The organism is Paenibacillus sp. Root444D2, assembly GCF_001426375.1.
In the GTDB taxonomy this organism is placed as follows: Bacteria; Bacillota; Bacilli; order Paenibacillales; family NBRC-103111; genus Paenibacillus_E.
The window spans coordinates 333930-346600 of sequence record NZ_LMEO01000034.1 but is presented as its reverse complement, the minus strand read 5'-3'; the positions used below and the strand labels follow the sequence as shown (position 1 = coordinate 346600).

The 12671-nt window shown below is 51.8% G+C and carries 8 protein-coding genes; 1 reads left to right on the top strand and 7 read right to left on the bottom strand.

The genetic code is table 11. The features are described 5' to 3' along the window. Nucleotides 1-93: 93 nt before the first annotated feature. From ASD40_RS19860 to ASD40_RS19835, 6 genes are all read right to left on the bottom strand, one after another. The gene (locus ASD40_RS19860) at nucleotides 94-1203 is read right to left on the bottom strand and encodes an SGNH/GDSL hydrolase family protein (RefSeq protein WP_057304881.1); all 1110 of its coding nucleotides are present in this window, start codon (nucleotides 1201-1203) and stop codon (nucleotides 94-96) included. Nucleotides 1204-1308: 105 nt separating this feature from the next. After that, a complete protein-coding gene (locus tag ASD40_RS19855; protein ID WP_057305111.1) occupies nucleotides 1309-2298 on the bottom strand; it encodes a Gfo/Idh/MocA family protein in 990 nt (329 codons plus the stop codon). A 51-nt stretch (nucleotides 2299-2349) separates the two neighbouring features. Next, nucleotides 2350-3330 (bottom strand): Gfo/Idh/MocA family protein, encoded by a 981-nt coding sequence (locus ASD40_RS19850; RefSeq protein ID WP_057304880.1) that lies wholly within the window; start codon nucleotides 3328-3330, stop codon nucleotides 2350-2352. A 92-nt stretch (nucleotides 3331-3422) separates the two neighbouring features. Then, on the bottom strand, nucleotides 3423-4265 hold the full coding sequence (locus ASD40_RS19845; protein ID WP_235549316.1) for a carbohydrate ABC transporter permease: 843 nt from the start codon (nucleotides 4263-4265) through the stop codon (nucleotides 3423-3425). Nucleotides 4266-4291: 26 nt separating this feature from the next. Continuing rightward, nucleotides 4292-5239 carry a carbohydrate ABC transporter permease gene (locus ASD40_RS19840; protein ID WP_057304878.1) on the bottom strand — a complete coding sequence of 316 codons (948 nt, stop codon included), beginning with the start codon at nucleotides 5237-5239 and terminating at the stop codon, nucleotides 4292-4294. Between the two features lie 62 nt (nucleotides 5240-5301). Then, nucleotides 5302-6753: an extracellular solute-binding protein gene (locus tag ASD40_RS19835; protein WP_057304877.1), complete on the bottom strand. Its 1452-nt coding sequence runs from the start codon at nucleotides 6751-6753 to the stop codon at nucleotides 5302-5304. Nucleotides 6754-7064: 311 nt separating this feature from the next. Between ASD40_RS19835 and ASD40_RS19830 the strand changes: the two genes are divergently transcribed. Next, nucleotides 7065-8237 (top strand): ROK family transcriptional regulator, encoded by a 1173-nt coding sequence (locus ASD40_RS19830; RefSeq protein ID WP_057304876.1) that lies wholly within the window; start codon nucleotides 7065-7067, stop codon nucleotides 8235-8237. Between the two features lie 217 nt (nucleotides 8238-8454). Here ASD40_RS19830 and ASD40_RS19825 read toward each other — a convergent pair whose 3' ends face one another. After that, entirely contained in the window at nucleotides 8455-12489 is a 4035-nt protein-coding gene (locus ASD40_RS19825) for an FIMAH domain-containing protein (RefSeq protein WP_057304875.1), read from the bottom strand. Between the last annotated feature and the right edge of the window lie 182 nt (nucleotides 12490-12671).

The following is a 12671-nucleotide window of genomic DNA, read 5'->3' as shown; positions in this document are numbered from 1 at the left end:
CGCCGGATTTTACGTTCTAACGATCTTTTGCCCACTCCGTCCCGGGGCATTACCGCATGGAGAACCTGACTTAGTATCGATGGTGCAACTCTTCTATGAATCCGCCAGGATTCGCCGCAGCACCGGCTCAAGACCGTCGGCCATGCGCATGAAGCCCATGTCCGTCGGGTGGACACCGTCCACGGTCGCTTCAGCCGGATCTGCGCCGAGCAGTGTTGAGCCGTCGAAGAAGAATAGACGGCGGTCTCCCTGTTCCTGCAGCTGCTCAACATGCTCTCGCTGGAACGTCAGTCGTTCCAGCCGACTGCGCAGCAGCTCGGGCTTCAGCGGCTCCAGCCCGTATGGGACCCGCGATATGACGAGCATCGGTGCCTCCGGGTGAGCTTCCCGCAGAATGCGGATAAACTCCGGCAGCGTCTGACGGTAGCTTTCGGTGCTGCCAGAGTTGCCTTCATAATCAAGGACGAGCAGCGCTGGGTCCTCGATCTGAGAAATGAGGCGGGCCAGCTCGGGCTCGCCCTTGCCGTTGCCGGAAAAGCCGAGATTAATAAACTCATAATTGATCCTTCGGCTAAGAATATTCGTGTACGCCATTCCCGGGCGGGAAGCGCATCCTCCCTGCCCGATCGAGGTGCCGTACAGGACAATCCGCTTCTCCGATTCATAAGCCTTAGGGGGAAGAATCCGCGCACCTGGCTCCAAACCGATCCAGACTGCCTCTACCCCTTGATACAAGGGGAGATTCAGGGTAAACTGGCGCAGACCGCCGCTCTCTCCTGCAAACAGTTCGCTCTCGTACTCCTGCTGCGACGGCAGAAACCTAGCCGTCCCGGCATACAGCTGGGCACCGGCTTCGCCTATGTAAGCATCGACTCCGCCTTCACCCGTAGCCGGCATATGATACATGCCGGTCTTGGCTTTCAATCGCATCCGAACCGCCACCGACGGCGAGTCCGTCTGGAAGCGGATCTGTCCGCCCGCAGTGCAGTTAGCCAGGTCATCCACTGCGGACGGGATCTCCTCGTTCGGCTTCACCGGAAGGCGGCGGTACTGGTACTCCAAGTTCCACCAGGCAAGGCCGGAAACGCGGAACGGACTCTCTAGGGGAGTGTGCCACTCTTTCCTGACAACTCCGCCAGTCTCCACTTTCATATGCTTATCCAACTGAAGGGCATTCCCTGTCGGTTGATTATTCTCGGCCATAAACCGCCCACCTCCATGCAAAATGAATCAACATTCTTATCCATTTATCGCTCAACCGCCTAGCCTATATCTGCTAAAATGATTCCTGCGCCAGCTTACTTCCCCCTAAGCCTTCACGCGTCCGCTTTCATCTAAATTAACCGGCTTGCCCCGTCGAACCGATTCATAAGCCGCCAAAGCGACAGCAGCCGACCGAAGGCCGTCCATGCCGGTAATCGGTACTTCCCGGTTGCTTCTTATCGCATCGATGAAAGCCTGCACCAGACTTTGGTTCATATCATCTCCCCAGTAGCTCCACTGGGCTTTCATACTCTCGTCGCTGTAGACCTCGCTCTTCTGGGCGAAGGCATTGACGGAAAGCAGACCGTTCGTTCCTACAATCTCCATCGTAACATCGCCCCAGTAAGGGAAAGACTTCGTGCGCGACCAGCTGGTATCGATCGAAGCAAAAGCTCCGTTCGCGAACTTCACGTGCAGTATTCCGGCGTCATCCACCGGAATCTCATGGAACAGGGTTGCAACTTCAGCGTATACCTCCTTTACAGGACTTTCCAGCATCCAGTTGAGCAGATCCATGACATGTACGGAATGATCCAGTAGGGCGCCTCCGCCAGATAGCGCTGGATCAATGAACCAGCCTCCCGGCATGGTGCCCCGGTTCGTGCCTTTCACTGCAACGATCTCACCGATCTCGCCCCTGTCGATCGCTGCTTTCGCCTGCACAATTGCAGGGAGGAAGCGGCAGGGAAACGCCGTCATTAGCTGGACTCCGTTCTTCTCGCAGGCAGCTACCATCTGTTTCATTTCCTCCACGTTCAAGCCGAGCGGCTTCTCGCACAGCACATGCTTTCCCGCTTCCGCTGCGGAAATCGTGAGCTCGGCATGATGAACGTTCTCCGAGCAGATGACCACCGCATCACATCCGCTGCTTAGCAACTCACGGTAATCCGCAAAATAACGGATTTCGGCATCCTCCTGCAAATACGGCTCCACCCGGGCACGGTTCTCATCCGATATGCCCGTTACCTTCACTCCCGGTAGCCTCCGAAGCTGGCGATAGAAGCCGGCAGCATGGCCATGGGCGAAGCTGATCATTCCTATCTTTACAACATTCGTTAACTCAGACACTGCTTCTCTCCCTCTCCATTACTGTATACGTACCGGACGTCCTGATGCGGCAGATTCAATCGCGGCAAGGCCCGTCTTCAGCGCACTCCGGGCGTCAGCGATCGTTATGCCCGGCTCGGTGCCGGTCCGTAGGCACTCCACGAAATGAGCCAGCTCCAGGTAATACGGATTATGCATAAAAGGGCTTTTGGGAATCGCAACATCCGGGGTATCCGATAAATCCCTATTTGCCTTGAAATTCTTGAGTGAAACGGCATCCTCACTGTTAAAGCGGATGACACCTCCGCTGCCCGCCAATTCCACACTCGTCGTAAAAGGTCCCGGAAATCCCCAATAGCCCTCGAGATGCGCAATCCCGCCATTTTCGAAACGCAGGGTAGCCAAAGCATAGTCGAGACTCTCATGCCTGCGGTTCATTGCATACACGGATACAGCCTTCCCGAAGATGCTTTGAGCAAAATCAATATCGTGAATCATTAGGTCAAGGATCACACCACCGCTGATATCACTATTGGCGTACCAAGTCTTGGCAATACCCGGATTGCCGCCCATCCGTCTTGTATGCAGCACTCCTGGCTTTCCGATGACTCCTTCCGCAGCTTTGCGGCGAATATCGGAATAGCTTGGGAAGAAGCGTACCACATGCCCGATAAACAGCCGTACTCCGTGCTGCTCGCTGACAACGGCCATTTCATCCGCTTCCTCGGGCGACAATCCGATGGGCTTCTCGCAAATGATATGCTTCCCGTGACGGGCAGTCCTGAGAACAAATTCCTTATGCATATGAGTAGGCAGGCAGACGTCTACAACATCCGGCCCCGCCTCCGATACCATTTGATCGAAATTGAAATAAGCCTTTGTCTCCAAATTCCCAGCAAGCGCAATGGCGGCTTCTTCCTGCATATCACATACACCGACAAGCTCAATACCGGGCATTCTAATCCATTCGGCCCCATGGGTACGGCCCATAGTACCGCAGCCGATTACAGCAATCTTCATGCAGCATTCTCCTTTTTGCAAACAGCTTTTAACCTGTTGTGTCACAAATACATGTACCGGCGGAACGTCGATACACCGATTCATGATCTAGATTAACCCTTAACCGCACCTAAAGTGGCGCCCTGCATAATCATCCGCTGGAACAACATGAACATAATGACCGAAGGCACCATCGCAATCGTCACTCCTGCAAACAACGTAACCCAGTCCGCTGTAAACTCCATCATTTTGTTGGCTTGGTACATCTGCACCGCAATCGTATATTTCTTGGGATCGCTCAAATAGATGAACGGCCCCATAAAATTGTTATAGAAGCCCAGGAATTTAAAAATCGCAACCGTAACAATCCCTGGAGTGGACAAGGGAACGATCACCCGCCAGAACACCTGGAAGATCGAAGCGCCGTCCATATGCGCACTTTCCTCCAAATCCTTGGGAAGCGACTTCATAAAGCCTCCGAGCAGCATCAGATAGAACACACTTTCTCCCAAGGAGGATAATAAGATTAACCCCGTTAAGCTGTTCGTCAAATGGAGCTCCCTCATGATCACGTACTGCGGAACCAGGGCGTTAATCCCCGGCAGGAACAAGGAAAGCATAATGAGGCCCCAGATCAACTGCCGTCCCTTAAATTCCATCCGAGTCAATGCATAAGCGTTAAGCGTAGTAAAGAACAAGCTGAGTACAAGGCTTCCGCCTACATAATAAAGCGTATTTAGCAGCGAACGACCGAAGCCATATTCCGTCCAGGCTGTTGTGTAATTGGACCACTGCAGCTTTTTGGGAAGGCTCCAGATGTCCTTGAAAAACTCCGGATTGGACTTCAGAGACTCGTAGAACACCCACACCAGCGGAAACAGTATCGACAAAGCCCAAACATACAGCACCAGACGCCATAGGACGTCCATATACGTCATTTTTTCCTTCAATTTCATCTTCTCCCCGCTTTAAAAAGTAGGCTCTAATACTCTACGCTTCGGTTTGGCAGAAACTTATCCATCAGCAGTTTGGCCGTGATCAAGATGACGAAGAGAATCATACCGACAGCGGAAGCGTAACCGTAGTTGATGTACTCTTTACCGAAAGCAAGGTTGAACATATAGAGACCGATTACATCCGTGGAGCCGGATGGGCCGCCGTTAGTCATAATCAGAATAAGCTCGAATGTCTTGAGCGTGCTGATCACGAGGAATAACGCACTGACCCGGACGACGGGCAAAATGAGCGGCAGTGTAATCTTGAATAACCGTGTCATATGTCCTGCGCCTTCGATAATAGCCGATTCATACAGCGACTTGGGAATGGCCGACATCGCATTTACGAAAATGATGACATAGAGCCCGACGCCACCCCAAACCCATGGAGGAATCAGCGCCCACAGTGCCGTACCTTCGCTGCCCAGCCAATAAAAATGGTTCATATCGATCCCAAGCAGCTTCAAACCGCTGTTAAGCAGGCCGTACGTGCCGTCATATATGAATGCCCATAATAGAGCAACGACAACAATGGATAAGACGTTCGGAAAAAAAAACAAGATTTTCAGGAACTCATTTTCCACATAAGTCTTGTATGTGACCAGATAAGCTAGCACTAAGGAAATGAGTACGACAAGTGCCGGTACCGTTGCCATAAAAATAAGGTTGTGCTTTAGCGCCCGCCATACATACTCGTCCTGAATCGCGGTAACAAAGTTGCTGAGCCCTACAAATTTGGAATCCGTTAGCCCGTCCCAATCCAATAACGCATAGTAAACGGATAAAACATTCGGAAGCAGCGTAAACAGCAGATAGCCACCGAACGGCGGCACGACGGCCATGATTAGAAAAATCCACTTCTGCGTCCGCGCTTTATCCAGTCCCATGCTGCCGGAGGAAGCGGATTTAACTTTCAGTACAGTGGGTTCGGACAAAGGAAGTCAACTCCTATGAAGGGAAATGGTAAAGGGGAGAGAATCCCTCCCCGCCTATGAACTTATTTCTTCTGAGCTTCTACCGCTTTCTTGAGCAAAGCGTCCGCTTCTTCGAGAATCGGCTTCGGATCCTGCTTACCTAATACGATCTTCACCGTGGCTTCTTCCACCATCTTATTAGCTTTGGCCAGGTTCGGATCGGAGATGCTGACGGTTCTGTGCGGCTTATAAGAACGGGCATCATTATCCTTAATATACTTTAGAATCGCCTGCGCAGAGGTGGACAGCTTAACGACTTTACTCGCGTCGTCAATCAAATCTTTTCTCATCGGGAGAGCGCCCGCCTTTTCTGCGGCAAACTGTTGGTTATCTAGCGTCATCAGCCACAGAATGAATTCCTTAGACCACTTCTTATTTAGATCCGGCTTGCCGGCCCACATGTATTGGAAGTTAGTGATTCCGCTTCGGATCCAAAGCTTCTGCTCCGCCTTATCCCTAAACGGCACCGCCATAAAGCCCCATTTGAAGTCTTCCGGCGTAGTCTTCTTCATTTCGTTCTCCACGTGGCTTCCTGTGGAAACCATTGCGGCCTGGCCTTGAATCACCTGCATCTGGGACTGGGTATGCGTTAAGGCCGGCAGTCCTTCCGGGAAGTACCCCTTCTTGCCCAGCTCATACAGTCGGTTCCAGTGTTCCAAGCTTTCCTCGCTCGTAAATTGAGGACCGTTGTACGTTTTATAATTTTCGATCACCTTATCGGCGTTTCCTTTGATATCGGCCAGCTCAAACAGCTTTGCTGGTCCAAAGGCCCAGTCATAGTAATTAGGGTAAACTCCAGGGAAAGTAATCGGAGCCAGACCGTCCGCCTTAATTTTGGCAAGCAGGTCGTTAAACTCAGCCCATGTCTTCGGGTTCTGGTTCCAGCCCTTCTGCTCGAACAGCGTCTTATTGTAGAATAATCCGCCGTAGGAGCTCGAAGTCGCAAACTCGTATACCTTCCCGTTCACCTTGGTAAACGATTCGGCGAGGCCCGGCATCATGAGTTCCTTCACTGCTTTGCCCGGTACGTCCGGAAGCTTCTTGTCGAACATATTATCGAAAGGCTCGAGCTTACCGGCTTCAGCCAGGGAAATGATACCCTGTGCTCCGGACGGCGGCGTTGTATTGAAAATGTCGAACATGTCGTTGTCGTTGCTTGCGGAAATTTTTGTTTGAATCATGTTCTTCATGTCCGCCGATGCGGTAACGTCGAAGGATACGTTCGGGTATTTGGCCTGGAAGGACTTCACGGCATAATCGAACCATTCCCTTCCATAGCCTCCCATAAAGAAACCAACCTTCAGCGTCACTTTTTCTATCTTCGGCAGCCCATTTTCGTAGACTTCCACTTTCGTCTGATTCTGAGGCTGACTTGCGGATGGTTGTTCCGTTTTTCCTGTACAACCTGCAAGCAGCGAACCCGACATGGCAACAGCCAGGCTAAAAGCCGTAATCTTTCCAAATTTGTTTCTCATACTGAAACCCCCTCTAATTAATAAAAAAAATTGATTTATTAAGTTTAAGGATAGAGGATAATTGTTTGGCGATGATTATCGTTATGTAAGAGATCTGTTAAAAATCGCTGATTCACGTGGTATGAACACGCTTACAATTTACACTCAATTAATAAATCAATTTTATTTATTATTATATTACCTGTTTTTTCTTTTAGATACAATAGATATCTTTCGACAAAAATCCCTGCCTTTACCCAGTAATGACCTGCGTGGTAAACTAATTTCTACTAAGAGAATAAACGTGTTCAGTTCAAGGAAGAGGTCGACTTATGTCCACATTGAAACATGCAAGCCACACGCTGCTTAAATCCATTAATCAGCAGAAGGTGCTGCATCTGATCTATTCGGAATGTCCGATCTCCCGTGTAGAGCTAGCTGGAAAAACCGGACTTAGTCAGCAAACCGTCACCAACATCGTCAATCGGCTTCTCGAGGATCAAGTGATCGTCGAAGGCGAACCGCAATCCCTTGAGAGCGGCAGCGGCCGTAAGCGCGTTCCCCTGCTGCTTAACGGTTCCCGATTCAGTGCGATCGGCATTGAATTGTCAGGCACATCGGCACGGGGAGCGGTATATAATTTTCAGCACGTCCGCTTGGCGGAAGCCGAAGTGAAGGCAGACCGTTACGAGACCGAAGAGGACTTGCTTAGGGTGATCCGCAGCGTGATCGACAAACTCATGGGCCAGACCCCTGACCCTACCAGCCTGAAGGGAATCGGCTTCAGCGTCCATGGACTCGTTGACTCCTCCGAAGGCATTTTGCTTCGCTCGCCGGGGCTCGGCTGGAAGCGGATACCGCTGGCGAAGCTGCTCGAGAACGAGTACGGGCTGCCCGTCTTTCTGGAGAATGACACCAATCTGCTTGCGCTCAACGAGAATATGGGCGGAAGTCTGATCTCCTCCAAAAGCAATGTGACACTTAAATTAGCCAGCGGCATCGGTGGCGCCATCGTCGTAGAGAAGCTGCTGGTCACCGGCTCCTCCTTCGTAGCGGGCGAGGTAGGCCACTATAAGGCATTTATGCCGCCCTACGATTATGAGTGCTACTGCGGCGGCAGGGGCTGTCTAACCACTCTGGCATCCTCAAGGGGCATGCTGCGGACGCTCGGCAGGAGTGTGGAGCAGTTCAGAGAAGCTATCCGCGCCGGAGACCCCGAAACCGTTCAGCTTTGCGAGATGGTGAGGTCGGCGATCGTTTACGCCGTTGCCAATATCGTCACCCTGCTCAACCCTGACCGGGTTTTGCTCACCGGGTTCATGCTTCCGGTGTGGGGGGATTCGTTCGTCGACGAGCTTAAAGCGCGAGTGATAGCCCAAGTGCCTCAAACGTGCCGGAACGTGGAATTCCTCCATCTCACCGACGTGGAAGACGAGACTGCGCTGGCCGTCGGGCTTGTCCTGCAGAGCGTGTTCAAGATCCCGCTCGACAGCTTGTCGCTGTAAACCGCGCCATTTGGCCCAAATGGACTGCCTGGCGAGCTGGGCGTAATCTGGCACAGCACTTGCGCGGGTCCCCAGATTACACTGTGCTGAATGGAGCGCTCACATAAGACCGAAATGAGGCTTTACTCGCGGTTGCTCCAAACTTGAAGAAAGCAACAAAAAAACCCTGGAAGCAATCTTCCAGGGGTTTTTTTGTTGCTTGCGCCTTGCAGGCAGGTCATCTGACCCAGACGCGAAGCAGAGCCTCAGCTTTATCATTCAGCCACTGCCGGGCGTCCGCTGCCGCCAATTCTTGATGTGCTTTATTAGAAAGGTGCTTCATAAAGTCCTCGATCTTCTTGGCTGCCTGATCCCGCTGTCCCATCTGCATATCTTTGTCCGCCTGGCTTAGCGCATTTTCCAGCTGTATGGCCAGCGGATGGGTAACCTTACCGGAGGCAATAAAGCGCTGCAAGCCGTTCTGTAGAGCAGGCAAGTCGATCGTTGTCTTAAAACTTACCGGATCGCTGAGCATAGATTCCGCTCCCGAAGAGTGTACGGTCTTTACCTGGAACGTATACACCGTGTCCGGCTCCAATCCCGTCAAATTATACACCGTACCAGTTACCGTAGATGTAGATACGGCCCCATGACTGTCGTACACCTGGTAGGTAACGCTGCTTCCGTCGGATGCTGTTACCGGGGACCAGCTCAACTGCGCCGAACCCGCAGTCACGTTTGCCGCCATCACACCTTGCGGGGCTTCAACGGTAAGCCGGGTGCGGAAAGACCAAATATCCGAATAAGTCCTTCCGCCGAAGCTGTCCTCCGCCAGTGCGTACCATTCGTAATTCGTGCTGCCCTTCAGGCCATTCCAGTTGACCATGGCTGTGGAACCGCTGGCCGCTTGCGCCGATCCGATCGCGTCGTTAGCGTACACTTTTACCGTCATCGCATCGGTTGCCACTCTTTTTAGCATTGGCTTCAGGTCCAGCGGAAGCTTAAATTCGTCCTTGGTCGGATCGTAATAATTGTAATCGTCCAAATACGGCGAATACGTATTAACATAGACGGTATCCGTCTTCGTATCAAAATGGAGAAGCTTCAAATATCCATTTCCACCATTCGGAATGCCCTGGTAATCGTTAAGAATCTGGTATACTTTGCGATCCGGCTGTCCATCCTTGTTATCGTCAAGCTGGTCGGTACGCAGCGCACTTCCGGTGAAATGACCGCTCATGACCATCCATACGTTAGGATTCGGCACTACCACCTTTTGGTACATCTGATTGCCGGTTGCAGATCTCGCTGCGTTATTTTGCAAATATTCATGAACCACAATGACCGCTTTACGGTCCGGATACTGCTTCAGAACGTTGTTCATCCATCCCATGTCCTCATCATTAAAGCCCCAGCCCATATAGACGAAAATAAAATCGTTGCCGCTCGCCGAAATCAGATCATAGTGACCTTTGTTATCTTTGTACGACTCTCCGTAGTAAGGCTTATCCTTAAAGCGATTCTCTCCGAAATACTTTGAGAATTCCGAGTAATCCGGCACTGACGTAGCTCCTCCGTCGAATACGTCATGGTTGCCCGCAGCTACGCCCCAAGGAATTTGCGCATCTTCCACCACCTTCATGAACTTATCCACACGTTCCCACTGTCCTTTGATGCCTGCTGAGTTTACAATGTCCCCCACTTGCATCACATATTGAATATTCATCAATTCTTTGGCATCGCGCAGGAAATTGACTTGGGACTCAAAATACTCCGGCTGAACTTCCGCGTATATCTGTGTGTCCGGTATAGAGGCAATGGTAAAATCGTACTGCTCACGGCGCGGAATCTCGTCCTGAATCAGGACTTGCACTTTACCGCTTCTTGCATAATTACCGCCGTCCACCGCTGCAGAGAGTGTAAAATCTTCCTCCGAATCTGCCACCGTGGACGCCAGGGAGTCCCATTTCACGGTAATATGATTCCACGCATACAAACTTATTTTACGGCCCTTGAGCGAATGCCCTTCCCAGCTAAGCTCGAGACGGTCGCCAGCGTCTATTTCCGCCCCCACCTCTACTTCAAAGCGCTGATAAGGAAACTGTTGAGTCGAGTCCGTAGTAACGTAATGGTCATCGGAGGCTCCGGCGGCTGTTTGTTCTTCGGTAGTCAGCTGCGTTTCTCCCGGACTCGTCATGGTCAGAGGGGGCTCCACATCAGCCGCATGCTTATAAGCAATCACTCCCGCATCCGCGGCGGTGATCTTTTGCCCTTTAAAGAACTTCACGTTCAGCGGGTCGCCGGTGGGATCGGAAACCGATACCTGCAGGCTCACGTTCGTGTCCGTATCCTGTTCTCCGTCCGCTGGCGCCGCTAGGAGCGGCTTACCCGGAAGCTCTGCAGGAGTTGTGAACTTGATCGTTTTCTCCGTCGATTTGCCCCCGGCGTCTACAGCCTTAAGCACAAGAATATGCTCCCCCGGAGTGAGAGCCGCAGAGGAGGTGGAATACGGAACCTCAATGAGCCTGCCATCCAGTTTCACCTCGAAGGATTTGACGGAGGAAGCAGCATCCGATGCGGAAGCTTGTATATCAAAAGCCCCTTTGTAAGTACTGCCTTCCGTAATATTCGCAGTTACTACCGGACCCTGATTGTCTACCATCACGCTCGCTGTGTCCTTGCTGCCGTCAGGCAGCGACACTTCGACCCGATGAGGTCCATCAACGGCTGATGCGGTATTCCATCGGTAAGAGATCCCGTCCCAATAGCGCTCGGGAATCGTGAAATTGAAGTATACTACCGGAAGGAAGCGTCCGTTATCTCCCATGTCGAGTATGGTTGCCGGATTCGCATATTTCGGGTCGCGGATGACCGTACCGTCCGCCAAAACAAGCCGGACATTGCGGATATTGAAATCATCCAGGCCGGGCTCCGGCTGGTTCTCATAATAAGGCCTGGTTACTGAACCCGCACGCAGGGCAATCGGATTCGCTTGACCGTACTTGAACAAATCGGGGCGTACCGGTACTACCATAGTTTTGTAGTCCTGAGTGCTGAACGGAATCAAGTGGAGCGTCTCAGTGCCCATGGTGGTCACGTTCTGCCCTTTGTCTATGTCGTCCGCTTCAAATACGAAATAAGCCGTTTTCTCGAGAGCATGTTCCGTTGGACTGACCGGCTGGCCGTCGATCAACAGCGACATGGACCCTTCGGTGGCAGACGAACCGATCAGAACCCGCTCACCTGACAGAATATCGCCTTCACGAACGTTCAGCGCAGGGCTTATCTCATTCCCCGCCAGGCTGAGCGTTCTCGGAGCCGTAGACGTTTCGTTGAAGGTATCAGACGCTTGGAAATAGTAGTCGAGCGTCGGGCTCCCGAACCATTCCATCATCTCCAAAGAATAGCGGAAGCGTCCGTCGGCGCCGCGCGGCAAGGTTACCATTTTATAATTCGTCGTCTTGTTGGATTTATAATATAGATTAACGGACGCAAGCAGACGATCATCTGCCGCTTCGGCCATCAGCTCAATCGGCTTGATCAGGTCGATGCCGGAGAGATCCGTAAGATCTTTTACCGACGGCGGAACAGGGTCGTTCACAGTACGGACAGGCTCCGCGGGTACGTTAGCCGAGTTGAAGGTTCCCGGGGAGGCCGGCACCGTCTTGGAGCTGAGTTTCTTCATATCGAGACTGCCGTCGTCCGGAACACCGTACTCGACACTCAGATCCGCCGCCGTATCGATCACGCCCGGATTATAACTTGCGCGTACAATGTCTGTTCCCGTATTAGTCGCCACCACGATGGTTCTTTCCCTCAGGTTGTTAAGACCCCCGGGAATCCGGACTATGTCTTTATTTTCAACGAGCGAGGTTTGAAAATGCTGATTAAAGTCAGCCACCTTCTTGGGCTCCCCTGATGGCGTAACCGCCCAGAAAACCATGGTCTGCTTAGGCTGGATGATTATCTGTTCATCGGTGTAAGGCCGCCAGAACAAATCATTGCCGGGATCTCCCGGGTACCTGTATAAAATAGAGTAGTCCTTGAAGTCAATCGACTGGTCACTGTTGTTATAAACCTCTAGGTACTCGAAGGGATCCTCTCCCAGCGCATCGTCTCCACCCGAGTCGGGGACAATTTCAGTAATAAGCATGCGGGGAATGGCGGCTGCGCTTTCTGCAGCTGCAGCGCTGCTAAGCGGCAGCAGAGAGCCGGCGACAAGCTGTGTGACCAGCAGGCAGGTGAAGCAGCGGGTTAACAGTTTCTTTTTCACTTGTTAGTCATCTCCTTGGTTTCAATTTACACAATGATTTCGAAGTACAGGAAATAGCTCCATTCGAGTAGTCAATTAATAAATCTATTAGATTTATTAATTGCTGGTAAATATCATTCGCCATCAAGGTCACGTTTCCTCTTTGTTTTTGTAAAGGTTTTTTTGAGATATGGAGGTGGGAG

Coding starts and splice junctions, on each gene's coding strand:
- ASD40_RS19850 (WP_057304880.1), bottom strand. CDS start 3,330: ATGAAGATTGCTGTAATCGGCTGCGGTACTATGGGCCGTACCCATGGG.
- ASD40_RS19860 (WP_057304881.1), bottom strand. CDS start 1,203: ATGGCCGAGAATAATCAACCGACAGGGAATGCCCTTCAGTTGGATAAG.
- ASD40_RS19835 (WP_057304877.1), bottom strand. CDS start 6,753: ATGAGAAACAAATTTGGAAAGATTACGGCTTTTAGCCTGGCTGTTGCC.
- ASD40_RS19845 (WP_235549316.1), bottom strand. CDS start 4,265: ATGAAATTGAAGGAAAAAATGACGTATATGGACGTCCTATGGCGTCTG.
- ASD40_RS19830 (WP_057304876.1), top strand. CDS start 7,065: ATGTCCACATTGAAACATGCAAGCCACACGCTGCTTAAATCCATTAAT.
- ASD40_RS19855 (WP_057305111.1), bottom strand. CDS start 2,298: ATGATCAGCTTCGCCCATGGCCATGCTGCCGGCTTCTATCGCCAGCTT.